General features: G+C 70.8%; 25 protein-coding genes and 2 pseudogenes. 16 read left to right on the top strand and 11 right to left on the bottom strand.

The genetic code is table 11. The features are described 5' to 3' along the window. Positions 1-101 precede the first annotated feature (101 nt). From QSK45_RS09000 to QSK45_RS08990, 3 genes are all read left to right on the top strand, one after another. Positions 102-641 (top strand): helix-turn-helix domain-containing protein, encoded by a 540-nt coding sequence (locus QSK45_RS09000; RefSeq protein WP_285554951.1) that lies wholly within the window; start codon positions 102-104, stop codon positions 639-641. Positions 642-645: 4 nt separating this feature from the next. Beyond that, the gene (lysA, locus tag QSK45_RS08995) at positions 646-2,034 is read left to right on the top strand and encodes a diaminopimelate decarboxylase (RefSeq protein WP_285554949.1); all 1,389 of its coding nucleotides are present in this window, start codon (positions 646-648) and stop codon (positions 2,032-2,034) included. Positions 2,035-2,250: 216 nt separating this feature from the next. Continuing rightward, positions 2,251-4,323 (top strand): prolyl oligopeptidase family serine peptidase, encoded by a 2,073-nt coding sequence (locus QSK45_RS08990; RefSeq protein WP_285554947.1) that lies wholly within the window; start codon positions 2,251-2,253, stop codon positions 4,321-4,323. A 376-nt stretch (positions 4,324-4,699) separates the two neighbouring features. Here QSK45_RS08990 and rpmJ read toward each other — a convergent pair whose 3' ends face one another. Genes rpmJ through rpmG form a run of 3 tightly spaced genes read right to left on the bottom strand, consistent with a single transcriptional unit; the run spans position 4,700 to position 5,311 of the window. Then, complete coding sequence (gene rpmJ, locus QSK45_RS08985; RefSeq protein WP_285554945.1) at positions 4,700-4,822, bottom strand: 50S ribosomal protein L36; 123 nt, start codon at positions 4,820-4,822, stop codon at positions 4,700-4,702. A 17-nt stretch (positions 4,823-4,839) separates the two neighbouring features. Further along, positions 4,840-5,097: a type B 50S ribosomal protein L31 gene (locus QSK45_RS08980; protein WP_285554943.1), complete on the bottom strand. Its 258-nt coding sequence runs from the start codon at positions 5,095-5,097 to the stop codon at positions 4,840-4,842. A gap of 49 nt (positions 5,098-5,146) precedes the next feature. Further along, positions 5,147-5,311, bottom strand: a complete 165-nt coding sequence (gene rpmG / locus QSK45_RS08975) for a 50S ribosomal protein L33 (protein WP_285554941.1) — start codon at positions 5,309-5,311, stop codon at positions 5,147-5,149. 38 nt (positions 5,312-5,349) lie between these two features. Here rpmG and QSK45_RS08970 point away from each other — a divergent pair, with 38 nt between their 5' ends. Beyond that, positions 5,350-6,033, top strand: a complete 684-nt coding sequence (locus QSK45_RS08970; RefSeq protein ID WP_285554939.1) for a helix-turn-helix domain-containing protein — start codon at positions 5,350-5,352, stop codon at positions 6,031-6,033. A 211-nt stretch (positions 6,034-6,244) separates the two neighbouring features. On the opposite strand, the gene QSK45_RS08965 is transcribed toward QSK45_RS08970, so the two are convergent. Beyond that, on the bottom strand, positions 6,245-6,613 hold the full coding sequence (locus QSK45_RS08965; RefSeq protein ID WP_285554937.1) for a VOC family protein: 369 nt from the start codon (positions 6,611-6,613) through the stop codon (positions 6,245-6,247). A 63-nt stretch (positions 6,614-6,676) separates the two neighbouring features. Here QSK45_RS08965 and QSK45_RS08960 point away from each other — a divergent pair, with 63 nt between their 5' ends. Continuing rightward, complete coding sequence (locus QSK45_RS08960; RefSeq protein ID WP_285554936.1) at positions 6,677-7,135, top strand: MarR family winged helix-turn-helix transcriptional regulator; 459 nt, start codon at positions 6,677-6,679, stop codon at positions 7,133-7,135. A gap of 432 nt (positions 7,136-7,567) precedes the next feature. On the opposite strand, the gene QSK45_RS08955 is transcribed toward QSK45_RS08960, so the two are convergent. From QSK45_RS08955 to QSK45_RS08945, 3 genes are all read right to left on the bottom strand, one after another. Continuing rightward, positions 7,568-8,041: a hypothetical protein gene (locus QSK45_RS08955; RefSeq protein ID WP_285554933.1), complete on the bottom strand. Its 474-nt coding sequence runs from the start codon at positions 8,039-8,041 to the stop codon at positions 7,568-7,570. 7 nt (positions 8,042-8,048) lie between these two features. Further along, positions 8,049-8,336, bottom strand: coding sequence for a hypothetical protein (locus tag QSK45_RS08950; RefSeq protein WP_285554931.1), 288 nt, complete (start codon positions 8,334-8,336; stop codon positions 8,049-8,051). A gap of 224 nt (positions 8,337-8,560) precedes the next feature. Continuing rightward, positions 8,561-9,094 (bottom strand): GNAT family N-acetyltransferase, encoded by a 534-nt coding sequence (locus QSK45_RS08945; protein ID WP_285554930.1) that lies wholly within the window; start codon positions 9,092-9,094, stop codon positions 8,561-8,563. Between QSK45_RS08945 and QSK45_RS38385 the strand changes: the two are divergent. From QSK45_RS38385 to QSK45_RS08915, 8 genes and pseudogenes are all read left to right on the top strand, one after another. Further along, positions 9,093-9,272: pseudogene (locus QSK45_RS38385) on the top strand (polysaccharide deacetylase family protein); the annotation flags it as partial. The gene QSK45_RS08945 and the pseudogene QSK45_RS38385 sit on opposite strands and share 2 nt — an antisense overlap. Before the next feature lie 177 nt (positions 9,273-9,449). Beyond that, the gene (locus tag QSK45_RS08940) at positions 9,450-10,907 is read left to right on the top strand and encodes an aldehyde dehydrogenase family protein (protein WP_285554929.1); all 1,458 of its coding nucleotides are present in this window, start codon (positions 9,450-9,452) and stop codon (positions 10,905-10,907) included. Next, positions 10,904-11,296, top strand: coding sequence for an SDR family NAD(P)-dependent oxidoreductase (locus QSK45_RS38380; RefSeq protein ID WP_490993538.1), 393 nt, complete (start codon positions 10,904-10,906; stop codon positions 11,294-11,296). Before QSK45_RS08940 ends, QSK45_RS38380 begins: the two co-directional genes overlap by 4 nt. Further along, positions 11,245-11,397, top strand: coding sequence for a hypothetical protein (locus QSK45_RS08935; protein ID WP_285554926.1), 153 nt, complete (start codon positions 11,245-11,247; stop codon positions 11,395-11,397). The genes QSK45_RS38380 and QSK45_RS08935 overlap by 52 nt, the downstream gene beginning before the upstream one ends. Before the next feature lie 56 nt (positions 11,398-11,453). Continuing rightward, entirely contained in the window at positions 11,454-11,777 is a 324-nt protein-coding gene (locus QSK45_RS08930) for a putative quinol monooxygenase (RefSeq protein WP_285554924.1), read from the top strand. Positions 11,778-12,027: 250 nt separating this feature from the next. Continuing rightward, positions 12,028-12,177 (top strand): Rossmann-fold NAD(P)-binding domain-containing protein, encoded by a 150-nt coding sequence (locus QSK45_RS08925; protein WP_285554922.1) that lies wholly within the window; start codon positions 12,028-12,030, stop codon positions 12,175-12,177. 3 nt (positions 12,178-12,180) lie between these two features. Continuing rightward, positions 12,181-13,413 carry an SAM-dependent methyltransferase gene (locus QSK45_RS08920; RefSeq protein WP_285554920.1) on the top strand — a complete coding sequence of 411 codons (1,233 nt, stop codon included), beginning with the start codon at positions 12,181-12,183 and terminating at the stop codon, positions 13,411-13,413. A gap of 20 nt (positions 13,414-13,433) precedes the next feature. Then, positions 13,434-13,801: pseudogene (locus QSK45_RS08915) on the top strand (transposase); the annotation flags it as partial. A gap of 248 nt (positions 13,802-14,049) precedes the next feature. Here QSK45_RS08915 and QSK45_RS08910 read toward each other — a convergent pair. The 3 genes from QSK45_RS08910 to QSK45_RS08895 all read right to left on the bottom strand — a co-directional run bounded on the left by QSK45_RS08910 (position 14,050) and on the right by QSK45_RS08895 (position 20,034). Beyond that, a complete protein-coding gene (locus QSK45_RS08910; protein WP_285554918.1) occupies positions 14,050-16,188 on the bottom strand; it encodes a protein kinase domain-containing protein in 2,139 nt (712 codons plus the stop codon). A gap of 276 nt (positions 16,189-16,464) precedes the next feature. Further along, positions 16,465-17,277 (bottom strand): hypothetical protein, encoded by an 813-nt coding sequence (locus tag QSK45_RS08900; RefSeq protein ID WP_285554916.1) that lies wholly within the window; start codon positions 17,275-17,277, stop codon positions 16,465-16,467. A gap of 141 nt (positions 17,278-17,418) precedes the next feature. Further along, the gene (locus QSK45_RS08895) at positions 17,419-20,034 is read right to left on the bottom strand and encodes an SdrD B-like domain-containing protein (RefSeq protein WP_285554914.1); all 2,616 of its coding nucleotides are present in this window, start codon (positions 20,032-20,034) and stop codon (positions 17,419-17,421) included. A gap of 544 nt (positions 20,035-20,578) precedes the next feature. Between QSK45_RS08895 and QSK45_RS08890 the strand changes: the two genes are divergently transcribed. Continuing rightward, a complete protein-coding gene (locus QSK45_RS08890) occupies positions 20,579-20,902 on the top strand; it encodes a hypothetical protein (RefSeq protein WP_285555552.1) in 324 nt (107 codons plus the stop codon). 415 nt (positions 20,903-21,317) lie between these two features. Further along, a complete protein-coding gene (locus QSK45_RS08885; RefSeq protein ID WP_285554912.1) occupies positions 21,318-21,806 on the top strand; it encodes a hypothetical protein in 489 nt (162 codons plus the stop codon). 96 nt (positions 21,807-21,902) lie between these two features. Here QSK45_RS08885 and QSK45_RS08880 read toward each other — a convergent pair whose 3' ends face one another. Next, the gene (locus QSK45_RS08880) at positions 21,903-22,628 is read right to left on the bottom strand and encodes an SDR family oxidoreductase (protein WP_285554910.1); all 726 of its coding nucleotides are present in this window, start codon (positions 22,626-22,628) and stop codon (positions 21,903-21,905) included. An 87-nt stretch (positions 22,629-22,715) separates the two neighbouring features. Here QSK45_RS08880 and QSK45_RS08875 point away from each other — a divergent pair, with 87 nt between their 5' ends. Next, positions 22,716-23,576 carry a LysR family transcriptional regulator gene (locus QSK45_RS08875; RefSeq protein ID WP_285554908.1) on the top strand — a complete coding sequence of 287 codons (861 nt, stop codon included), beginning with the start codon at positions 22,716-22,718 and terminating at the stop codon, positions 23,574-23,576. Positions 23,577-23,733: the final 157 nt, after the last annotated feature.

The raw sequence follows: 23,733 nt of genomic DNA, 5'->3' as shown, positions 1-23,733 counted from the left end.
ATTCCGGACAGCAGGACGCCGAACAGGGCCGAGGCGGAGGAAAGGCCGACTCCACCGGATCCGGCCGCGCCACGCCACCCGACAGCGTCGACACCGGGGACGTGCTCGCGGCCTCCGTCGCCCGTGTGCGCCGGGCCGCCGGCCTCACCCTCAGCGCGGTGGCCGCACGGGCCGGCGTCTCACCGGCCTACGTCTCGCAGATGGAGTCGGGCGCGGCCAACCCCACCGTCCGCACCCTCTGCCAGATCGCCGACGCCCTCGGTGCCACACCCGCCGAACTCCTCGGCGGCACCCGGCCGGGTTCCGCCGCCGCGGTTCCGCACTTCCCACCACGGTTCGCCCCGGCCCCGCTGCTCGCCCGAGCCGACGGCCACCACGGCATCTGGGACCTGACGGCCCCGGGCGCGAGTCGCGTCGGCGCCCGGTTGCTCCACGCCGACCTCGGCGATCACGACCACCCGACCGCCCACCCCGGCGAGGAGTTCGTGCTCGTCCTCGCCGGCTCCTGCCGGGTGGCGGTGGGGGGCGTCGTACGGCTGCTGCGCCCCACGGACAGCTGCCACTTCACCGCCACCGACGAACACCACTTCACCGACGCCAGCGACGACCTGCTGATGCTCGTCGTCCTCACCGAGGAGTAGCCCCGTGTCCACCGCTCCCTCCCTGCCCGCTCCGCGCGCGGGGACCCCGCTGCCCGACGCACTGGCCGTGGCCGCCTCACCCGAAAGAGCCCCGGAGGTGTGGCCGCTCACCGCCCGCACCGTGGAGGGCCGTCTGCACGTCGGGGGTGTCGCCCTGGAGGACCTGGCCGAGGCATGCGGCACGGCGCTGTACGTGGTGGACGAGGCCGACTTCCGTCACCGGGCCCGGCTCTGGCGCGAATCCGGTGCGGACCGCGTGCACTACGCCTCCAAGGCGTTCCTGTGCGCTGAGATGGTCCGCTGGGTCGACTCCGCGGGGCTCCACCTGGACGTGTGCAGCGGCGGCGAACTCCAACTCGCCCTGGACACCGGCTTCGACGCCGCCCGGATCGTCTTCCACGGCAACAACAAGTCGGTCGCCGAACTGGAGGCGGCCGTGACCCACGGCGTCGGCCTGGTGGTCGTCGACTGCCTGGAGGAGATCGACCGGCTGGCGGACGCGGCGGCCGCCGCCGACCGGGTCCAGGACGTCTATGTCCGGATCGCCCCCGGCGTCGCCGCCGAGACCCACGACTACATGGCCACCGGTGGCGACGACGTCAAGTTCGGCTTCCCCGTGCGCGGCGGCCACGCCGAGCAGGCCGTGCTCGCCGTCGCGGCACGCCCCTCGCTGCGCCTCGCAGGAGTGCATTCCCACATCGGCTCGCAGATCACCGCCACCGACGGGCTGACCCTCGCCGCCGAACGGGTCGCCGCTTTCGTTGCCCTGCTTGCCGAGCGGCACGGCATCACGGTGGCGGAGATCGACCTCGGCGGCGGCGCCGGTATCCCCTACCTGCCGGGCCAACCCCGCCTGGAACCAGCCGTGTTCACGGCTGCCCTGCGAGCGGGCGTGGAGCGGGCGCTGCCCGGCTCACCGATACGGCTCGCCGTCGAGCCCGGCCGGTCGATGATCGGCACCGCCGGGGTGACGCTCTACCGTGTCGGCGCCGTCAAGGACGGCCTGCGCCGCCGGTTCGTCTCCGTCGACGGCGGCATGAGCGACGCCCTGCGCCCCTCCCTCTACCTCGCCCGCTACACCGCGTGGACCGCCAACCGTCCGCCCGAGGGCGAGCCGGTGCACGCCGTGGTCGTCGGCCGCCACTGCGAGAGCGGGGACGTGGTCGTGCCCGACATCGCCCTGCCGGCCGGCGTGACCGCAGGAGACCTGCTGGCCGTCCCGGCCACCGGCGCTTACCACCACGCGATGGCCAGTAACTACAACGCCCAGCCGCGGCCCGCCGTCGTCGCCGTGCGGGACGGCCGCGCCCGCCTCATGGTCCGCCGGGAGACCCCGGCCGACCTGCGCCGCCGCGACGCCCACGGCGAACCGGTGCAGCTGACGGCAGGGTGACGCCGGCGGGACCAGCCCGCCGAGGCCGGCCGGCCGCCTCAAGCCGGATGCGGGAACACCTGCCGTTCACGGCATGCCTGCGCGATTCCCGCGAAGGCCCTCATCGCCGACGCGCAGACCCCGGGACCGTCCACCCGGGCGGCGACAGCCCGCACCCGAGCCCGCGCCGGCCACCGCCCGCACTCCCGCCCAACTCCCCCTCAACCCGGAGTCACCATGCCCACCGCGCCTCACCTGCCCTACGGAACCTGGCCGTCACCGATCACCGCCGAAGCGGTCGCCGACGCCTCCGGATCCACCTCCTGGCCCTGCGGAGCCGGCGACGAGAACTGGTGGTGCGCCTCCGACCCGGCCACCGCCACCGTACGGCTGCTGCGCAACGCCCCCGGCCACGAGAAGCCCGTCCCCGTGCTCGCTCCCGGTGTCTCCGTGCGCAACCGCTCCCTGGGCTACGGCGGCAAGCCGTACTGGGTACGCCCCGCGGCCTCCGCTGCCGACAGCCACCTGGTGGTCTTCACCGACCACCGCGACCAGCGGCTGTACCGCGCCGAGGTGCCCCGTCTCGGGATCGCCGAGGACGACGTGTTCCCCGTGCCCACCCCGCTCACCCCGGCCGACCCGCCCGACCGGGAGACCTGCTGGGCCGACCCGGTGACCGGCCCGGACGGGACCGAGGTGTGGTGCGTGCGGGAGACCACCCGCGTCGCCACCGGACCGCACGACGCCGACCCGGCCGTCCGCACCGTACGCGAGATCGTCGCCGTACCGCTGTCCGGTGCCGCCGCCCACGACCCCGGCGCGCTGCGCGTGGTGGCCCGCTCGCACCACTTCCTCTGCGGGCACCGTCCCTCACCGGACGGCCGGCGTCTCGCCTGGATTGGCTGGGATCATCCGCATATGCCCTGGGACAGCTCCGAGCTGATGGTCGCCAACCTGCACGACGGCGTCGCGGGCGAGCCCGTGCGTCTGCTCGGCGGCAGCCACGACGGCACCGAGGTCTCCGTCTCCCAGGCCGCATGGGCGGGCCCCGACACTCTCTACGCGATGGCAGACCCGGACGGCTGGTGGAACCTGCACCGCGTCGACCTTGCCGCCGGCCGGCCGGCGGCCACCGCGGTCGTCAACGTCCTTCCGCTCCAGGAGGATTGCGCCGGGCCCATCTGGCGGGTCGGCGCGAGCTGGTTCGCCGTCACGCCGCACGGCGTGGTACTCACCCACGGCAACGGCCCCCAACGGATGTCGTGTTGGTCGCCGAGGGACGGCGAACCGAGGGAACTCGCCGACAACTGGAGCAGCTTCCAGGGCGACCTCTGGTCGGACGGCGAACGCGTCCTGGTCCGGGCCGCCGATCCTGCCCTCGGTTCGGCCCTGCTGTCGGTACCGCTGGCGCCCGGGTCCGGTCCGGCACGACGTGTCAGGCCCGAGCCCCGGGATCCGCTGGCTGCTTGGCAGCCTCTGCCCGAGCGCCGCACCGTGTACGACGCGCAGGGCCGCCCCGTCCACTTCGTGCTGCACCGGCCCACCCATCCCACGGCCACCGCACCGGAGGGCGAACGGCCACCCCTGCTGGTGCAGGTGCACGGCGGCCCGACGAGTTCCACCGGCGTCACCGCCGACCTGGAGTACTCCTTCTTCACCAGTCGCGGCTTCACCGTCGCGGACGTCGACTACGGCGGTTCCACCGGCTACGGCAGGGCCTACCGCGACCGGCTGCGCGGGCAATGGGGCGTGGTGGACGTCGACGACTGCGTCACCGTCGCCCGCGCGCTGGCCGCCGAGGGTCTGGCCGACCCGGCCCGTACGGCTGTGCGCGGCGGCTCGGCCGGCGGCTGGACCAGCCTGGCCTGTCTGGTCCATACCGACGTCTTCTGCGCGGGCACGGTCCTCTACCCGATCAGCGAACCGGCACGGTGGCGGGCCGAGCAGACCCACGATTTCGAGTCCCGCTACGTGGACACCCTGATCGGCGTGCTCCCGCGGGACCAGGCCCGGTTCGACAAGGTCTCACCCGCCGCGAACGCACACCGCATCACCGTGCCGCTGGTGATGCTCCAGGGCGCGGACGATTTCATCTGCCGCCCGGACCAGGCCACGCGCATCGTCGAGAATCTCGCGGAACGCGGCGTGTGGCACCGCTTCCTGCTCTTCGAGGGCGAGGGGCACGGCTTCCGCCGGGCCGACAGCGTCCGCCGCTCCCTGCTGGCCGAGGTCGCCCTGTATCGCGAGGTCCTCGGCGCCCACATCGCCCCCGACGTCCCCCTGGACGCCGCCGTCGTCGGTTCGGCATGAATCGCTGTGGCCCGCAGATCCCGCCGCTGGGGCCATGACGAACCCACCCCCACTGCCTCCGCCATGTCCGTTGGCGTGCGGAGGCGCGTGGGCCGCCTCGATGCCGTCTGCACATGTGCCCCCTGCTCGGACTCCGGTACCGGGGTCCCGGGCCGGCGGCGTTCCGTCGGGCGTGTGGTCGGTCGGTCCGACTCGCCGGTGATCGCAGGTCTCATCGATGTCATCGAGCGCCGGAGGGTTCATCCCGGCAGCGGCTTGGGCCGCGGAGGGAAGCCCGCGCGCACGAATGAGCACGAGAGGGTTCCGGGCATGGGAAGACGGCGGCCCGGCACCGCGGGCGCGGTGCCGGGCCCATGCTCTGCCGAGCGGCCGGTCGTCAGTTCTGCCTGGCCTTGAACCGGGGGTGCTTCTTGTTGATCACGTAGGTCACCCCTCTGCGACGCACCACCTGAGCGCCGGGCTTGGTCTTCATCGAACGCACCGACGTGCGTACCTTCATGACAGTCCCTTCGGGCGTCAGCGCCGAACGGTGTCAGTGCCGTAGCGCCGTTGGAAGCGTTCTACGCGGCCCGCGGTGTCCATGACCCGCGGGGTACCGGTGTAGAACGGGTGGCTCGCCGACGAGACGTCCACGTCGACGACCGGGTAGGTGTTCCCGTCCTCCCACTCGACCGTCTCGCGGGCGTCGAGGGTGGAACGGGTGAGCAGGCTGAGTCCGGCCGCGCGGTCGCGGAAGACGACGGGACGGGTGACGGGGTGGATGTCGGATCTCATGGGTGGTGTCTCCTTGCGGGTTCTCGCCGGGACCGGCGGAGGTGGGGGGTCAGCGTTCTTCGCGGAACAGGACGTGTGCGCCGGCCACCGGGTCGTACTTGCGCAGGACCAGCCGGCCGGGATTGCTGGACCGGTTCTTGCGGGTCACGTAGGTGAAGCCGGTACCGGCCGTCGACTTGAGTCTGACGACGGGGCGTACGGTGCCGCTTGCCATGAGGGGACTCCTTCCGTCCGACACCTCCGCATCTGTTGATGCGGTCATGTCACACAGGCGTGTCAACGCCACCGAGCGGTGGTCCATTCCCGCCGGCCGTCGGCCATCACATCGGCAGGCCGGGCGTCGTCACCGCGCCCCTACGCGAGGAACGCGTGGCGCTCGTCGCCCGCGGCCCCGGGTGTCGCGTCGTGACCGCCCCGGTCTGCCCCGACGGCCACACCGGCGAGCAGCCGGGCGCCGACTGCCTCGCGTCCCGGCCGCGGAAGCGTGCTGTGGGCGGGGGTGCGAAGCACCGGTCGGTGTTCGTCGGCCGGCTCCTGGCCACGCTCGTACACCTCCGGCACGCCGCCACGCACGACGTGCTTGCCTGCTGGTTCGGTGTCGACCGCTCCACCATCACTCGGGCCGTCACAGAGGTGCGGCCCCTGCTCGCCGGGCGAGGGTGCACCCTCAGTACAGGGCGTGCGGCTGCGGACCCTGGCCGAGGTCGTCGAACACCTCGGAGCCGACGGGAAGACCGGGATCATCGACGGCCCCGAGATCCGGGTCCGCCGGCCGGCGGTCGGACGCAAGGACCGGGAAAGGTTCCTCTCCGGCAGGAACAAGCGGAACGCGGTCAAGACCATGGTCGTCACGGACGGGGACGGCCGCGTGCTCTTCTGCGGCCCGACCAAGCCCGGCAGCTGCGCGGACATCACCCAGGCGGCGCAGGGTGGTAACGCGGCGCTGTGCCCGACGATCGGCATCCAGGGCACCCCGCGGGCCCGGCCGTTGGGCACGGGTCCGGCGTGGGGTGAGCCGGTCCCCCCACAAGGGCGGTGGGGGCTCGGCGCTGTGGTCCCAGCCCCGCCCGCCGGTGGCGGGCAGCCGGATGGTGCCCGGACTGACCAGGGCGCAACCGCCGATGATCGTCCGGTGGCGTTGGGTCGATCAAGCGCGGTCGTGGAGCGTGACCTGGTAGCCGTCGGGGTCGGCGAAGGTGAAGGTCCGGCCGAAGGGGCCGTCGATCGGTGCGGAGACGATGGTGTGACCGTCGGTGACGAGCGCGTCGTGGATGGCCTGGACGTCGGTGGCGTGGAACCAGAGCGCGGTACCGATGCCGGGGTGAGCGACGGATGCGAGGTCGGTGCCGGGGATGACGTCGCGGAGTGCGAACGCGATCGGCTTCGTCTCGAAGACGACGGCGTGCGCAGGTCCGGCCGGCGAGCGGACGAAGCCCAGGTACTGCTCGTAGAACGCCTGCGAAGCGTCGAGGTCGCGCACTTGGAGCGAGATGAAGTCGGGGCCGGTGGCGGGCATGATGACGCTCCTTCTTTCCATGTCAGTTTTCTGACATGCGGCAACCTATGTCAGAATGCTGACATGAGTCAAGAACGTGTCGGCGTCGACCTGGAGACGTCACTGGGCTACCTGCTCAAAGAAGCGTCGAGCGCCCTCCGCGCGGCCATGGAGGAAGTGCTGCGGCCGCTCGGGATGAGCGTGACGCACTACTCCTGCCTCGAACTGCTGGCGCAGCGACCGGGCTTGTCGAACTCCGAGCTCGCGCGGGGCGCGTTCGTGACACGGCAGACGATGAACGTGCTGCTCCAGGCCCTGGAACGAGACGGCTACGTGACCAGGCCCGCCGAGGCACCCGTCGGGAAGGCGCTTCCCGCGCGGCTCACGCCTCGCGGCCGACGAAGCCTCGAGAAGGCGAGCGCAGCCGTCAGGTCCGTCGAGGCCAGAATGCTGGCCGGCCTGACCGAGACCGAGCAGTCAGCCGCGTTCCGGATCCTGCAGAGCATGATCCATTCCCTGCGCGGGGACAACGAGGGCGCATAGCTCGTACCGCGGGGCACGTTCTCGTCGCGCCCGGATGGAGTGCAGCCGAGCCTGAAACCCGTGCCGGCGACCTCGAAGACCGGCAGACCCCGACTACCCCCTCTACTGCGATGAGCCGTCAAAGGGACTTCGGGAGTTCTTCTGCGTCGGCTTGGGATCGTTCCGTGTGCCCGGGGAACAAGGAGTTCTCCAAGGCGTCCAGCCCGAACAGCATGAGCATGAGCACTCCCGGCAGGAGGCAGAGCAATCATGACCATGGCGCCTCCCGGTGGAGCAGTGATCACGGGAATGTGGCTGGCGATGTTCACCGGCGCCGACGTCGTCAAGGCCGTCCGCTGGCGGTATCGACTGGCTACTCCTCGGGCACCCAGGCGATCAGCTGGTCGGCCCGCTCGCGCGCCGCGGTGCCTGGAGGGCGCAAGCCCGCTGCTGTCATCGGCCGGCGCCCTCGGGCCACAGCACCCGCACCGGGACGCCGGTCCGTTCGGCGTACGCCACCACATCCGCAGTGCCCCCGTACCCGCGCGCGGGATTCCCGTCCCACACGGCGATCAGCTCATCCACCAGGCCGACGAGGATCTCGGATCCGGCCTGATGGGCCTCGGAGGTCGATTCGACCAGGCCGGTGTGGCGGATCTCGGCGGCGCGGGCGATGAGCCGGTCATAGACGGGGTGGTGCCAGTCGGGCAGACCCTGGCGGTACTCGGCGGCCGGGATGATCACCTTGAGACGGCCGCCGTGCTGGAGGACGGTTTCGGCGAACCAGGAGTCGGGGCCGTCGGCGACGCAGGAGACGCCGACGAGTTCGGCCGGGTCGTACTGCCGAATCTGGTCGGCCAGGAGCGCCCGTACCTGCTTCTCGACCTGCGTGCTCAGTCCGCGGTGGCCGGTGATGCCTACCCTCATGCCGTGGTCATCCCTTCTGCAGATCGACGCCGTGGAGGCGCTCGTCGAAGTCCCGCACCACCTTGGGCGGTGACCCGAAGGTGAGGCTACGGCGCGCACCGCGGGCGCGTTCCACGATCCGGCCGGACCGGTACTGAAGGCCGATCTCAAGCGTGCGGGAGGCGAGCGCGAGCGCGGACTCCACCCGCCCGCCGGCGAGATGGCCGACGGCGATGTCGAGCACCGACAGAGCGCGCTGCTTCCAATGCCCGGTGGTCAAGGCCTCCACGTCCTGATCAAGCACCCACTCCGGCATCCCGGGGCTCCCCGGTCAGCCCCCAAGGCGGAGGGCGCCATCCCTACGACAGTCCGCTTCGACCACCGGACACAGCGAGACCGGCCCCGCCTTCCACCGTGATTCCCCGTCCCCAGCGCGCCGGCGTGGAGCATGTGCCGCATCCGCTTCAGCCGACGGAACGGGGACACCTGCCGCCTGACGGCACCACACGGAGCCGTCCGCAAGGCCAGACGTCGGGTGTGTCAGAGCCGTCTCGTGGTCAACAGAGTGGTCCCGTGCACCGCGTCCACTTCCTTCCGACCGGTCTCGGCGAACCCGACCTTGGCCAGCACTCGGCGAGAAGCGGTGTTCCAGTCCCAGACCGTGGCCCAGAGACGTTCGTACCCAGACGATCTCGCCCAGTCCAGAACCGCCAACGACGCCTCGGTCGCGTATCCCTGACGCTGACTTCGGCGCAGCAGCTCGAATGCCAGTTCCGGTTCCCCTACCGCCCCTCGCCCGCTGTCGACCAGGCCGCAGTAGCCGATGACGTCACGAAAGCCCTTCCGTTCGACGGCCAGCAACCCGGTCGACCCCACCTTGTCGGTGCGGATCGAATCCTCGATCTCCGCGACCGTGGGGTGTCCGTCCGCGTCGATTCGCCGGTGCGGCGGCACTCGTGGATCACGTTCCGTCCACAGTTCACGCTGGGCGACAGCCTCGGCTACCCGCCAAGGTCTGAGCAGCAGGCGACTCGTCTCGAGTACGACCTCGCTGCCCGGCGCGCCAACTGTCATGACAGCAACCATGTCACGGGCGATCGCGCCGTCGTGCCACGGGGCGCCGTCGGTCCTGTTCCTGCCGATCGCGGACGCTCGCGCCACGTTCTTCGTGCCCGGCTGGACCGCGCGCCGCCACCCCGGCACCGTGCGGGCCGTCGTCGCGGCCGGACACGAGATCGCCCACCACGGCTACCTGCACGAACCGTCGGTCGCCCGGCCTGCCGCGGCACCTGCTGTGCCGGGCCTCCTGGGACGCCGGTGCCGTGTGTGCCGACGTGCGCGACGCTCAAACGCGTCTCAGGGTAGTACTGGTGGTACGACGAAGATCTGTGCCTTCCTGCACGCTCGGTGCGATTGCAGGATCGACGTCATGAACACCATTGCGCAGCACTGGATCAACGGACAGTGGACCGGCTCCGGCTCGGTTCTGGAATCGATCAACCCGGCCGACGGCACCGTCGTCGGCTCCTTCTACGACGGCGGCGAGGCAGAGGCCTCGGCCGCCGTGGACGCCGCCGACGCCGCCTTCGCGACCACCGAATGGGCGCGCACTCCCTCGCTTCGGGCGACCGCACTCAGCCGGCTGGCCGACGCCCTTGAGGCCCGGGTACCCGAGGTCGCGGCCATGTTGTCCCGGGAGAACGGCAAGCTGCTGGGCGAGACCACGTGGGAGGTCAGCGGTGCGGTCGGGTGGCTGCGGTACGCGGCGGCGACTGCGCGCACCCAGAACGCCGGGCGCGCCGCCGAGACGGCGCCCGGCCAGTACACCCACTCGGTGCCCGAGCCACTCGGTGTCGCCGGGATCATTTCTCCCTGGAACTCCCCCGTCATGCTGACCGTGCGGGCACTGGGCCCGGCGCTGGCCGCCGGCTGCACCGCCGTGGTCAAACTTCCGGCCCAGACGGCGCTGACCAATGAGCTTTTCGCACAGGTTCTGGCCTCGGTTCCGGAAATCCCGGCGGGCGTGGTCAACGTGTTCACCGAGTCCGGCAACACCGGGGCCCCGTTCCTGGTCACCTCGGACAAGGTCGCCGTGATCAACTACACCGGCAGTACGCCGGTCGGGCGCCGGATCGCGACCGCGGCCGCCACCACGCTCAAGCGGCTCGGTCTGGAACTGGGCGGCAAGGCTCCGATGGTGATCTTCCCCGACGCCGATCTGGACATGGTGATCCCGACCGTGGTGCAGTCGCTGGTGCTGATGAACGGGCAGTTCTGCTGCACCGGTTCCCGCGTACTGGTCCACCGGGACATCGCCGACCAGGTGCGCACTCGGCTCACCAGCGCGCTCGCGCAGGTGCGGCTCGGCTCGGGCGACGACGAGAAGGCCCAGCTCGGCCCGGTGATCGACCGGGCCTCAGCCCAGCGGGTGGACGCGATCGTCGAGGAGGCCACCTCGTATGGCACGGTACTGCTGCGAGGCGGTGTGGTCACCGACGGTCCATTGGCCGCCGGTGCGTTCTACCGGCCGAGCCTGATCGAGGTGGACCGCACCGACGTCCGGATCGTGCAGGAGGAAGTCTTCGGTCCCGTCCAGACGTTCGAGATCTTCGACGACGAGGACGACGCCGTGACCAAGGCGAACGCCACCATCTACGGTCTGGCCGCCTCGGTGTTCAGCTCGGACTCGATGAAGGCCCGCCGGGTCGCCCGGCGCATCCGCACCGGCACCGTGTGGATCAACACCTGGGGAGCCATCAGCGAGGACTTCGAGGAGGGCGGCGTCAAGGGCAGCGGTTACGGCTACCTGTGCGGCCCGCGCGCGATTGAGGAGTTCCAGGCCCTCAAGGTGTATGTGGAGCAGGATCACACCCAGTCCGCTCACTGATCGGCCTCGCTCTGGCCGAGGAGCTTACGGACTCCGGGCACCAGTTGCTTCCGCGTGGTCGTGACCCGCAGCGACTGGCGCTGATCGAGCAGCGTCCCGGGGCCGAGCAGTATATCGCCGACGTGTCCGCTCCGGCCGAGACCCGACGACCCGCGGCCGAGGTGGCGGCACGGCACGACCGCCTCGATGCGCTGGTCGACGACGCGGGCGTGGGCATCACGTGGAACGGCACCACCCGAAGCGAGTCAGCAGACGGATACGAGCAGCGGCTGGCGGTGAACTGTCCGAGCCCGGTGCTTCACCGACGGCCTCCAAGCGATGGCGTGCCCACGCTCATATGCGTGGCGACGACGGTCAGATCGTCCCGGTCGCCCAATCCGCCGAGCTGACCGCCACGCTGGTCGGGGACGCGGTGCCGAAGGTCTACCCAGACCTGTCGCACGGCATGGGCACCGTGAACGCCGACCTCCTCGACTTCGTCAACCGCTGACACCGGCCTCGTACCGGCAGTCAGCTCTTCAGCACACAAGAGAAACAGGGATCAACATGACCGCGACATCGAACGGCTACGTGACCGTCATCTGGGACGCGAAGGCGAAGGCCGGCAGAGAGGCCGACCTCAAGGCGTTCATCACCGCAGCCGTCACCCCCTCCCGCGACGACCCGGGCAACATCGACTACGAGGCCCACGAAGTCGAGGGGCAGCCCGGCTCGTTCGTCATCTACGAGCGCTGGGAAACGCGCGCCCACCTCGACTCCCACCTCGCCGCGCCCCGGATGCAGGAACTCGTCCCCCAGATGCTCGAACTGATCGACGGATCCATCGAGGACGGCATCCGTCTGCTGCGTCCGTTCCGCCCCGCCCACTAGGTGGGACCGGCCGCCCCACCACATTGATCACCGGCGCCAACCAGGGACTCGGACACGAGGTGGCGCGCCGGCTCGTCTCCTGCGCACGGCGACCGCCCCGTCCGTCATCAGCATCACCAGCGGCCTCGGGGCGTTCACGCTGACCAGGACCCGGAGCGTATCGAGTCGCGGTATCCGGCTCCTCGGAGAGCGCGGTCACCATGCTGACCATGCAGTACGCCAAGACGATCCCCATGTCCGCTTCAACGCGGTGGACCCTGGCCAGACCGCGACCGAGTTCACCGGCCGCCTCGGGCAGAGTGTCGAGGAGGGTGCCGAGGCAGCGGTGCGCGTCGCCGTCCTGGGGCCTGACACCCCCACCGGCACCGTGACCGACCGCACCGGCGTGCTCCCGTGGTGACATGTGCGGCAGGCTGACGCAGATGACGGCCCCGAGCCCCGCAGCACCCGTGTGGCGGCGCCGGATTCTCCGGCGCCGCCGGCCCCGGGTAAGGGCCCCGGCGGCTTGATCACCATCTTCCGCACCGCGAGGAAGAACAACGAAGACGTCGTGCCCGGAAACAGGCCGTCGACCAGAACGAACGAAAGGATCATCGTGGGTCACACCAAGTCAGAGTTCGAGGCCCTGCATGCGGCCCTCGACGCCCGCGCCCGCCTTCGGCAGTGGGCGGAGGGCGCCCAGGTGCTCGACCTACTGCGTGCGGCGGCTGCGACAGGATGGCTGGAGGCGCTGACCCGACCCGTCACCGTCGAGCACCTCGCCGGTATCGACGGCATTTCCACCGAGCGCGCCCGCCGCGTCGTCGAGGTGTTCCTTGCCGCCGGAGTGGTCCGTGAGGCTGAGGCGGCGGCACCCGCCGCCTTCGTGTTGGCCGAAGGGTTCGCCGCACTCCAGGCCGGGCCCTCCGGGATACGGACGGACATCGCGCTGGACGCCGTCGGCGCGGCAGGGGACCGAGTCCGCTCAGCGTTGTCATCGAGCATCCGGTACGACTGGCGGGAGGACGCCCTTGTCGTCGCCCGGGACTGGGGCATGCTGCCCTCCGACGCGTCGCGAGCCCTGTTCGGGATGGCTTACGCGGAGGTGCCGGACTACCGCGACCGACTAGCCGCGGGCGGCCCTCTCCTGGATGTCGGCAGCGGGGTCGGCGGGGCCCTGCTCAGCACTCTGACGGCATACCCGGCGCTGCGCGCGGTCGGCGTCGAGCGGGCCGGCGACGTCGTCAAGGAACTGCGGGAACGAGCAGAGGACGCCGGCGTCGACTCCCGTCTGGAGATCCGGCACACCGACGCCCAAGAGCTCGACGACGAAGCCGTCTACAGTGTCTGCTACTGGGCACAGGCGTTCTTTCCGCAGCACACCCGTGAGACCACCCTGGCCGCCATCCGCCGCGCACTCGCCCCAGGCGGTCTGCTCCTCGTGCAGGAACTCGCCCCACCGGCGGACGACCTGTGTTCATTCCTCGACGCGCTCGTCGCCGACTGCCGCGGGGTCCCGCCCGTCGTGAGTGCGGAGGACCTGGCCGCGGAACTGCGGACTGGCGGCTTCACCGACGTGCAGGTGGTGCCCACTCCGGTCGGTCGCCTCGTCCTCGGCCGGCGGGGCAGGGGAGTGCCTGATCAACGGCGGATCTGATGCTCAAGGAGACGCGTCTGATGACGGAGACCGCCGTGGAGAACGAGCGGGCTGAGCAGGTGGCTCAGGCACCGCCGAGTGCGGTGTCGGACGAGCAGCTCGTGGCGATGCTGGTTGACCGGCCCCGGAGCGAGGGTCTGCAACCGACGGGCGAGGGCGGGCTGTCGCGGCTGCTGACCGACGTCGGCCCGGTAGAGGTGAGGGCCTCACCCACGGGGAGATCTCCGCTCATCTCGCCGAGGTCCGTGGGGCTGAGGTGTCCAAGCGGACCATCTCCACCATCACCGACAAGGTCATGGACGGCATGGCAGAACGGCAGAACCGTCCCATCGACCGCGTCTGCCCGGTCCTGTTCGTCGACGCCGTCGACGTCGAGATCAGAAGCGGAGCCGGAAGCAGGCAACGCGCCGCGGCGGCCGCGTGCGTGAACATGACTGTGCCGACGGGGGACGGCAAGGAGAGACGGAGACGCCGGCACCCGGTTCCCGGGTGCCGGACTCAGGGGGGCGTCTCTCCATGCCGCGTCGTGCCGGTCTTTCACCACGCCGCCGGCGGTCTCCCGCACCCGCACAGCCGGTCGGAGCCCATTGGCTCCCGGGTTCCCGCGGGGGCCACAGGACACATGGCCTCCAGCGGTCAACTGGGCCCGTCCGGGCGCCGGGAGAAGGCCGTGTTGCCGGCCGTCGCCACGATCGCGTCCTTGACGAGCAGTACTCGCGGCGGATAGGCCTGCGTCTTGTCCCCGGGGTCGTCCAGCGCGGAGGTGCGCCAGACCACCGCTCCGGTGCGGCTGTCCAGTGCCAGCAGACGGCCGAAGCGGTTGGAGAAATAGACCCGCCTGTATGTCGCCGAGACGGCGGGCGCGGACAGACTCTCCATGTCCGTGACCTTCTGCCACAGTTGTCTGCCGCTGTCCGCCGACACCGCGGTGACCGATCCGTCGGACCGGACGAAGTAGACGACGCCGTCCACAAGGGTGGCCGCGCCGGTCAGCGGATGTGCCAGTGGTATCCGCCTGACCTGCCTGGTTTCCGGGACCACCCGAAGCAGCGCGTTGTACGGCCGTTCGTACCCGGCTTCGTACACGTCCTTCGAGGTCTGGGGGGCGAGGAACAACGGCTGCCCGCCGACAGCGCCGAGCGCTTCCGCCTTCTCGGGCAGTGTGGCGGTTGCGGTCAGGTTGCCGGGTTCCGGCTTCATCAGCTCGACCGGAGCCTGGCCGGGCTCGGTGCCCTTCGAGCACAGCGCGTAGGGGGCGCCTCCCAGCGCCGACGGAGTGCAGTACTCGTCCAGCGAGGGCGCCCGCCACAGTTCCCGGCCGGAAGGCCCGTAGGCCACGAACGACGAGTAATCGGGAGACAGGGTCAGCAGCCCGCCGTCGTAAAGGACCGCGTCCTCGGACTTGTTGATGTCACGCTGCCACCGCCGGTGCCCGGTAGCGGCGTCCAGGGCCACCACGCGCCTGGTCGTGTCATCCGGATCCTCGTACACATAGACCAGACCGTCGCGAACGCCGATCGGCTGTACCCCCTGAGGGCGGGTGCCGGTCCGCCACACGGTGCGGCCGGAGGCCGCGTCGATCCTGGCGACCGTGAAACCCGTACCGCCACAGAACAGGGCGTTCTCCTCCTGCGCGCATCCGGGCCTGTCGTAGTCGAGCGGGACACCCTTCACGTCGTCCCGCAGCTCCGTGCGCCACGGCCGCCAGCCGTCGGGCAGTGACGCGACCCGGGCGGTCCTGGAGACGGCGGTGGTGTCCGGACCCGACGCGAAGACCTCCACCCCGGCGACCAGCCCCGTGACGGCCAGCGCCGCGCCGAGGCCGGTGAGCAGCATCCGCGCCCGGCGGCGCCTGCGGGTTCCGGTGCCGGTCGCGGCGCCCGCGCGGGCGGTGGCCGCGCTCCGGGAAGCGGGGCGGCGGGGTACCGCAGCGGACCGCTCGGTCGTCGCGGACTCGGTGCCCTCGGACTCCGGCAGCGCCTTGAGCATGCGGTGCAGGTCCGTCAGGTCCGGCCGTGCGGCAGGGTCCTTGTCCAGGCAGCGCTCGACAATGCCCAGGAGCGCTTCGGGGACCCCGTCGAGGTCCGGCGTCCCGTACACCACCTGGTACCCGGTGATGTACGGGCTGTCGGCGTCGAACGGTCCCGTGCCGACGGCCGCGAACACCAGCAGTGACCCCAGTGAGAACACGTCCGAGGCCGGGGTGACGTCTCGGGGAGAAGCCAGTTGTTCCGGCGACATGAAGGGTGGAGTGCCGATCATCCGCCCGGTCGTGGTGAGGTTCTGGTTGTCGGCGGCGCGCGAGATGCCGAAGTCGATGACGCGCGGCCCGTCCTCGGTCATCAGGACGTTGCGCGGTTTGAGGTCCCGGTGCACCAGACCCGCCCGGTGGATGTCGCGCAGCGCCTCGGTGAGCCCGAGCCCTAGCGCGCGCAGTTCCCGCAGGTTCAGCGGGCCGTCCCGCTCCACGACTTCGGCCAGATTGAGCCCCGGCACGTAGAGCGTTGCCATCCACGGCCGGTCGGCGTCCGGGTCGGCGTCCACGACAGGCGCGGTGAAGGCACCGCTCACCCGGCGCGCTGCCGCGACCTCCTGCCGGAAGCGCGTCCGGAACTCCTCTTCCTGGGCATGGGGCCCGTGCGCGAGCTTGACCGCGACCTGCCGTCCCGAGGCGGAGACTCCCAGATAGACGACTCCCATGCCGCCCGCCCCGAGCCGACCGAGAAGGGTGTACCCGCCGATGGACTCCGGGTCCCCGGTGCTCAGGGGCGTCATCGCCGATCGTCCTTCCGAGCGCCTGTTTCCCTCACGGAGATCAGACTAGGGCCTGCCGCCCCGCGCCGTGCGGCCCGGGTGAGGGGCCACCTTCCGGCGGTCCGACGGTTCGCCGAGAAGGAGCCGGACCGCTTCCCCCTCTTTGTCCGATCGGAAGGTGACGCCGCGACGGGTGAGCAGGCACCGCAACGCCTCGCGGCCGATCCGAATGAAGCGGCCGTGGAAACGCCGCGGGTAGGCGGCGAGTCGAAACGACATCTAACCGGCGGGCGGCGGTCAGCCGGTGGCCCACGGCGCCTCGGGGAGCTTGGCGCTGCCGTCGCGCCCGGCGAACTCCAGGGTGGTCGGTGTTCCCAGGCCCGGCATCCGCATCGTCACCCGCCGCAGACCGCCGCTGTCGTCCACCCAGTAGGTCAGCGGCGACCGCCCGCCGTCGGGACCGGTGCCGGGCGCGGTGCCCTTGGCGCGCGGCCCGGCGATCCGGTCGTAGTCGCGGCCGGCGATCCGGTCGCGGCCCAGCCAGCGGGCACCGGACTGGGCGAGCAGCATCTGGTTGTCCGGCCGGTCGGCGCCCAGCCCGATCAGCAACTGGAGCCCGGCGTCCAGGGGATCGGCCGTGTAGGAGCGTGGGGACCAGCCCGAGCGCGGGATGTGCTCGGCCTGCTGCCACGACGGGCTGCCGTCCAACGCGGGGGCCAGGCCCAGGCCGTCGCTGTCCCAGACGATCAGGCCGTGGTCGAGCGGTGCGGCGGAGGACGCGGACGATCCGGTGGACCCGGTGGTCTGGTAGCTCCCCACGCCGTGGTGGGTCCGGTAGTCCACCACGCCGCTGACCCGCAGCACCACGCCGCCACCCTCGTCGGCCGTCAGGGTCACTGACACCGGGCTGGCCTGGTACAGGTTCAGCCGCGACAGCGCCAGCCTTGACGCCTCGTCCATCGTGACCGGCCGCTCGGCGCTGCTGCCGGTCAGGCTCCGGTAGGCGGCCACGCCGCCCACCGCGGTGCCGCACACCGCGATCGCGACCAGTGTTCTGAGCCAGCGAGTCCGACGCGGCGTACGGCCGTCGGTCTTCGTCGTCCGAGCCATGCGGTCGCCTTCTCTCATCGGTCTCTCTCGTCGATCGGTCACGCAGTCGGACGGGTTCGCGGACCACCGGTCCGCGAACCCGCCCGATCCGGCCCTCTGCGACGGCCGGCACGCCGGGCGCCGGCCGTCGCGGAAGGAGGACTACTGGTGCTGGTCCCTGCGCCTGCGGACCATCACGACCAGCCCCGTGCCACCCGCGATGAGCACCGCGCAGCCGACCAGGACCAGCGGAAGCTCCTGACCCACACCGGTGGAGGCCAGTTGCGAGCCCGGCGGAGAGCCCGCCGGAGGCTGTGCACCCGGTGCGCCCGCTGCCGGCGGCTTCGGCGGCGGCGGTGCCGACGACGCACTTGGCGCCGGCGTGGGGCTGGGGGTCGGGGCGGCCAGCGGTTGGTTGACCGCCGTCACCGAGACTCCGGTGCCGAGGTTGTCGGAGGTCAGCACCAGCGGCCCGAACACCGGCACGGCCGGTACGGCGTAGCCGGCCGGCGGGCTGACCTCCTGCCAGTAGTACGTTCCCACCGTGCCGCTGCCCTGGCAGATGCCGTCGGCGCCGGTCGTGCAGGGAGCGCCGACCTTGGTGTCCCGCTTCGACCCGTCGGTCTGCAGGCCGTCGGTGCCGTTCGTCTCCTTCCACAGCTGGAACCTGGCCCCGGCCAGCGGGTTGTCGTGCCGGCCGTGCTTGAGCACGCGCAGCACGCCCTCCTGCTGCCGGAAGCCGAAGTCGTAGGTGTGGTTGTTCTCGCCGGGACCGCCGGTGGTCAGCGCCTTCACCGGGTACGCCGTACCGGGCGGCACGGTCCCCTTGGAGTCGATGAAGTGGTTGGTCCCGACGTTCGCGTCGGTCGGCACCCACTCGTAGAGCGGACCGCCCTTGGCGTAGTCGGCCGGGTTGTCGAGCTTGATGATGTAGTCGGTCTTCGGCTTGAGCCCGCCGGTGACGTCGGAGTCGTCGAAGTAGTACTCACCCCGCGCCGTCGTCTTCGTCGTGCCGACCAGGTTGCCTGATTTGTCGTACAGGTGGATCGTCACCCCCGCCACCGGCACCTGGCCCGGATCCTGGATGCCGGTGCGCTGCGGGTCGTACCAGACCCGGTTGCCGATCTGCAGCGGCGCCTGGTCGCAGAGCACCTCCAGGTCGCCCATCGAGGCGCCCTTGCCGAACGGTGCGTTGGTGTTCGCCGGGGTGAGGCGCAGACCGAACTGCGGGTCCTGCGTGCCGTCCTTGCGTTCGAGGAACGACGTGCCGTAGCCGAGTGCCTGGTGGTTGGAGTCGAAGGAGGAGACCGCGATGGTGCTCTCGACCTTGGAGAGCGCCATCCCGGCGAACGCCGTGTTGCGGTGGCCACCCCAGGTGGTGTCGAAGAAACGGGTGCCCCGAGGGGAGAGCCCGCAGCCGTCGTTGGTGTCCATCACGTACATGCCGTTCGACAGGCAGGCCTTGTCGAGGTCACCGCCGGACATGACGTTGGCGACGGAGCCCGGTGCGGGGGCGCCAGGACCGCGGTCGGCGAAGCGGTCGCGGAAGGCGAGCAGCATCGAGCCGTCGGTCTCGAAGAGGATCTTCCCCAACTCCGGTTCGGGGTTGGCGATGGTGCTCGTGCCGCAGGCATTGCCGTTCTGCGTGGTCGGGTACGTGCTGGTCCACGGGAACCAGCCCGCGCCGGGGCACGGCCCCGCGCCGACCGTCGACTGGCGCGGGTAGTCCAGCGGCTGGTCCAGCACCGACTTGCGGAACGCCCCGGTGGTGAGGTCGAACGGCAGGACCACGGCGCGCATGTCCGCGAGCTTGCCGGTGGACTGGCCGGAGCACACCCCGCCGACGTAGCCGGTGGCGTCCTGCACGCCCAGGCCGAACGGGCGCCAGTCCCCCGCAGCCGGGCAGCCCGGGTCCGGGATGGAGTAGGACGCCTTCGGCGCCGAGGCCGTCGCCGCGGAGGCGTCGTAGCGGTAGAGCTTGCGGTCGTTCAGGTTGACGACGAAGAGGTCCTTGCCGTCGTCGGTGATCGCGATACCGCCCAGGCTCTCCTTGCCGGGCACGTCGAGGAAGGCGTCGTCCGTCCCCGGCCCGTGCGCGGTGCTGCCCGCGTTCGGCACGGTGGTGAAGAGCGTCGTCTTGTTCTGCGCGGGGTCGGTGACGTAGACCGCCCCCGGTCCGCCCGAGCCGTAGTCGGTGCCGCGCTTGGCCAGTGCGGAGGAGAAGACCCGCTTGTCGGCCCTGTTCCAGGCGATGCCGTACAGCGTGCCGGTGTCGGCGTTGGTGGCGAGGGTCGTCGCGGTGTTGCCGCCGCTGGAGCCCTCCTGGCCGCGCGCGCTGTACGGGAAGGAGACCAGCGTGCGCTTGCCCCCGCCCTCGTTACTGGTCGGCTGGCATGTCGCCACCAACGGCGCGTTCTTCTGGCAGTAGTCACCCGGGTTCCACAGCCCGGTGGTGTAGGAGACGTTCTTCCCGCCGGAGAGGTCGACGAACTCCTCGTTGCTGCTCAGCTGGGTCGGTGCGCCGTCCAACCCCTGCCGCGAGGCGAAGGCCGGGAACAGCACGCCCGGCTTCGGGTTCACCACCTGCACCCGGTACTTGCCGCCCGTCGCCTTGCTCGCGGCCGGCGCCAGCGTCACCGTGCCGTCCGCCGCGGTGACCCCGTCGATGCTGGTTCCGGCGTCGTCGGTGAGGGTCACCGTGACGCCCGCGATGCCCGGTTCCAGCGCGGGCGTCCACGTGCCGCTGGTGTCCACGGCCCGGATCACCCGGACCGTCACCGATCCGTCCCCCGCCTGCGGGTACGCCGCCGGGGCCGCCACCAGCGAGCAACTGCCGATACCTAAGACGAGCGCCGCAACGCCGCCAAGGGCACGATGACCGAGCACCCCTGACCGCCGCCGCCCCGGCCCGCGCGCGGTGCCGTTGCGTTGTTCACTTGTCTGTGTCATCCCCTGCTCTCATCGTTCAGAAGGGTCTGCTGCCCAACCTCGAAGGAAACACGTCAAGTTGGTGGATATCCGCCTTCCAGGGAGCTTAAAGGGAACCTAAGCAAGATCGTGCCGAATCGCGAATTCTGCTTCTGCCGACCCCTCGCTCGACGATCTCCGCGATACACCGCACCCGGGCGTCCTGTGCGCAACGCGGGGGTTCCGCGGCCACAGTGCGGTTGCTCGCTACCACCGAGTCGGTGTCCGAACGCGATCAGTCCATGGTCAGTCGGCCGGACCTCGCCTTCACCAGCGGCGCGGCAACCAGCTCGCCCCACACGATCACCGTTACGCCTTCGCCACCCGCATTCTTTCTGGTGGCTACGCCCACGTCGTGCGGTGCCGCGCCGACAGCGGGGCGGGGGCGTTCACCGGTGCTGACCTGGAGCCGGCCGTCGTCACCGTCGAGGGGCCCGGCAGTGCCTGCACGCTCGGTGAGTCGATGGTGCACCAGGCCGTGATGGTGCCGCACACGGTCACCCTGTTCGTACGCGGCCGGCGCCGCAGGAAGCTCTCGCACGCGGCCGACGAGCTGATGCCCCCACCGGACAACTGGCCGGCCTGCGCTGACACCCTTCGTTCCGTGGTCTCGGCACGTCGTCCGCTGAGGCGCGAGAGGCTACGGCGAGCACGACCGCACACCGCGCAGAGATCTTGATGAGCAATGGCCTGGCGACCGATCACCCCGCCTGGCATACGTACGAGGACGGCCGCCCGTACAGCCTCCGGTATCTGGATCGTCTCCCACGTCGTCGAACAGCGGACCGAGCGCGTCCCGCACCCGCATCGCCAGACACCCCTTGGGAAACGCTGCCCAGGCCACCACTCGCGTTCCCTCAGGCACCTCCCGACCCGAGTCCGCCCGCATCGACACCCAACCCCTCCGTCCCGAGATCGAGGCGGGCTCGCGACCCGAGCCCCCGACCTCAGGCTCCACCCCTCAGCCACCCACCGAGGCGGAGACCAGACGCATTCACCCAACCGGGCAACGGGGTCTCTCGATCACTCGAAGATCGCGGTGCGTGCGGCAGACCTGCTCGGCCAGGGCTGGGTGCCGATCAGCTCGCTCTTCGATGTCACGCACCAAGCGCGCGTGCGTGCTCTCCGTTGTCGACCAGCCGATCACGGACGACGAGCCAGTCACCTTCACCGGCGTCGCCCGCGCAGCGAACGTCTCGCACTGGCTCGTCTACGCCGAGGGCGTGCGCGAGCACATAGAGGCTGCGCGGCGCCGTCAAGGACGCGCAGCACCCAACGGCGCCCGAACCAGTCGCAGGGAGCCGGCCGGATGGAAGCTGGAGAAGCCGCTGCTCCAGGAGGACAACCGGCGCCTGCGCGAAGAAGTCGAACGACTCAAGCGCGCCGTCCGCCGCAGCCGCCGCCAGCAGCTCGATCAGTTCGGCGCCGCCGACCTCGGCACCCGGGTCGACGAACTCACGGCCGAGAACAGCCTGCGGACCGAGCGCGACGCCGCCCCGGCCCAGGCCGCGGAACTGACACCCGACACCTCAACGAGGTCCAGGACGATCTCGCTGGTGCCCGAGAGGGCCTGCGCCGCATGATCCGAACCGAGAACTCGGCCAACGGCGGCCAGTGATGGACACCGGGGCGGGTGCAGGTCGCGCCCATCGCCGTCGCGCCGCCTTGCTCGCGCGGAGTTACCAGGCGACGACCCCGTTGTCGTCGAAGAAGCCGCCACGGGGGCCGTCGTCGGGCAGGGTGGCGAGCCGGAGGGCGATCGCAGCGCCCTGCTCAGGTGTTCGGTCCCCGGCAAATCCGGTGAAGTCCGTTGCCACGTAACCGGGGCATGCCAGGTTGACGATGATGTTCGTGTCCGCGAATCGGCGGGCGTACTGGGCTGTGACGCTATTGAGCATCGACTTGGAGGGTGCGTAAGCGGCCATGACCGGGCCGGTCTGCAGCGTCAGCGAGCCCATGTTGCTCGACATGTTGACGATCCGGGGCGAGGCAGCTCGGCTGAGCAGCGGGAGCATCGCGTTCGTCACCCGGACAACCCCGAGCACGTTCGTTTCCAGGACCGTGCGCAAGACGTCGAGGTCGAGCGTAGTGGGGTCCTGCGCCCCGTCCGCGAACCGCCCGGAGATTCCCGCATTGTTCACGAGGACGTCGAGTCGCCCAGCTTCCTTCTCGATGCTCACCGCCGCTGCGGCGACACTGGCGTCGGAGGTGACATCGAGGGCGACTCCGAACGCGTCTGTGCCCGCGGCACGCAACCGCTCCACGGCCTCTTCGCGTCGAGCGTCATCACGCGCCCCCACGGCGACGGTGAAGCCAAGAGCTCCGAGACCCTGAGCGATGGCGAAGCCGATTCCCTTGTTCGCGCCGGTGACCAACGCTGTCTTGGTGTTATTCACGCTGCTCATGCTCCGCGCACAGCGTCCGTTTCGTCCAATATCGGTCCAGTACACTGTGATACCCAGCAGGTATCACACGGTGGATAGGGCATGTGCATGGACGACCTGGAGACCCGTGAGTTGCGGTACTTCGTTGCGGTCGCCGAGGAACTGCACTTCGGGCGCGCGGCCGAGCGGCTCGGGATCGCGCAGCCACCCCTGTCGCGCGCCATCCGCCAGCTGGAGCGCCGGCTCGGGGTCCAGCTCCTGTCACGGAACCGACGAGTGGTGGCCCTCACCGACGCTGGCCGTGTGCTGCTGCGCGAATCGCGCGTAGCCCTCGATGCCGTCACGGCTGCCGCGCGCCGAACCCGGCGGGCAGGGAATGAACAGCAGGCACTGGTACTGGTGACGAAGGCCGGCGCATCACACGAACTGCTACAACGCCTGCTCGCCCTGTCGGCGGCCGACACCGATACGGCACCGGTCGACGTCGTCCTGTGCGAGGTCGGCGAGCAGGCGCGGTTCCTGCGCAGCGGGCGCGCGGACGTAGCCCTCATGCACCGTCCGGTCGACGACCTGGCCGGCTTCGATACCGCGGACCTCCACACCGAGGGCCAAGTCGCACTCCTCCCCTCGGGGCACCCCCTCGCCTCGCGACCTCAGCTCACCCTCGAAGACGTCAGCAACGTCCCGGATCTTCCCATCGCCCGATGGCCCCGGCTCGACGGCTCCTACCCCGACGGTCCCGGGCCGGAGGTGCACACCCAGTCACAACTTGCCCAGCTCGTCGCGCTGGGCAAGACCCTGCTCGTCATCCCCGCCTCCAGCCGCGCCTGGCAGTGGCCCGACCATGTCGCGGTCCCCGTCGTCGATGCCCCGGTCATCACGACCGTGCTCGCATGGTCAGCCGGCCACCACTCGTCGGCCCTCGCCGCACTGGTCCGAGCCGCAGCCCAGATCCGCGACACGCCCTGAGCCGCGTCCACGCCGTGAACCTCCACGTCAAACGGCTTCGGAGCGGCCGGCCAGTGCCTTACGTGCCTGCATCCTCATCGAGCTCATGACCTGCATGAGTGCTTGACAGGTGCAGACAAACCCCTCTGTCAAGATCGCGGCGTGGCCGTGTTCGGCC

The sequence above is a fragment of the Streptomyces hygroscopicus subsp. hygroscopicus genome, from assembly GCF_030269125.1.
Lineage (GTDB): Bacteria > Actinomycetota > Actinomycetes > Streptomycetales > Streptomycetaceae > Streptomyces > Streptomyces hygroscopicus_C.
Note: the sequence above shows the minus strand (reverse complement) of the source record. Positions and strands in the feature narration are given on the sequence as shown.

What these genes read in the sequence shown, in the direction of transcription:
- QSK45_RS08960 (WP_285554936.1), top strand. Translation starts at nt 6,677, where the DNA reads ATGAGTCAAGAACGTGTCGGCGTCGACCTGGAGACGTCACTGGGCTAC.
- QSK45_RS08950 (WP_285554931.1), bottom strand. Translation starts at nt 8,336, where the DNA reads ATGCCGGAGTGGGTGCTTGATCAGGACGTGGAGGCCTTGACCACCGGG.
- QSK45_RS08935 (WP_285554926.1), top strand. Translation starts at nt 11,245, where the DNA reads ATGCGTGGCGACGACGGTCAGATCGTCCCGGTCGCCCAATCCGCCGAG.
- QSK45_RS08980 (WP_285554943.1), bottom strand. Translation starts at nt 5,097, where the DNA reads ATGAGATCCGACATCCACCCCGTCACCCGTCCCGTCGTCTTCCGCGAC.
- QSK45_RS08940 (WP_285554929.1), top strand. Translation starts at nt 9,450, where the DNA reads ATGAACACCATTGCGCAGCACTGGATCAACGGACAGTGGACCGGCTCC.
- QSK45_RS08880 (WP_285554910.1), bottom strand. Translation starts at nt 22,628, where the DNA reads ATGAGCAGCGTGAATAACACCAAGACAGCGTTGGTCACCGGCGCGAAC.
- QSK45_RS08885 (WP_285554912.1), top strand. Translation starts at nt 21,318, where the DNA reads ATGTCACGCACCAAGCGCGCGTGCGTGCTCTCCGTTGTCGACCAGCCG.
- QSK45_RS08990 (WP_285554947.1), top strand. Translation starts at nt 2,251, where the DNA reads ATGCCCACCGCGCCTCACCTGCCCTACGGAACCTGGCCGTCACCGATC.
- QSK45_RS08900 (WP_285554916.1), bottom strand. Translation starts at nt 17,277, where the DNA reads ATGGCTCGGACGACGAAGACCGACGGCCGTACGCCGCGTCGGACTCGC.
- rpmJ (WP_285554945.1), bottom strand. Translation starts at nt 4,822, where the DNA reads ATGAAGGTACGCACGTCGGTGCGTTCGATGAAGACCAAGCCCGGCGCT.
- QSK45_RS08955 (WP_285554933.1), bottom strand. Translation starts at nt 8,041, where the DNA reads ATGAGGGTAGGCATCACCGGCCACCGCGGACTGAGCACGCAGGTCGAG.
- QSK45_RS08930 (WP_285554924.1), top strand. Translation starts at nt 11,454, where the DNA reads ATGACCGCGACATCGAACGGCTACGTGACCGTCATCTGGGACGCGAAG.
- QSK45_RS08875 (WP_285554908.1), top strand. Translation starts at nt 22,716, where the DNA reads ATGGACGACCTGGAGACCCGTGAGTTGCGGTACTTCGTTGCGGTCGCC.
- QSK45_RS08970 (WP_285554939.1), top strand. Translation starts at nt 5,350, where the DNA reads ATGCGGTCATGTCACACAGGCGTGTCAACGCCACCGAGCGGTGGTCCA.
- QSK45_RS08945 (WP_285554930.1), bottom strand. Translation starts at nt 9,094, where the DNA reads ATGACAGTTGGCGCGCCGGGCAGCGAGGTCGTACTCGAGACGAGTCGC.
- QSK45_RS08910 (WP_285554918.1), bottom strand. Translation starts at nt 16,188, where the DNA reads ATGACGCCCCTGAGCACCGGGGACCCGGAGTCCATCGGCGGGTACACC.
- QSK45_RS08965 (WP_285554937.1), bottom strand. Translation starts at nt 6,613, where the DNA reads ATGCCCGCCACCGGCCCCGACTTCATCTCGCTCCAAGTGCGCGACCTC.
- rpmG (WP_285554941.1), bottom strand. Translation starts at nt 5,311, where the DNA reads ATGGCAAGCGGCACCGTACGCCCCGTCGTCAGACTCAAGTCGACGGCC.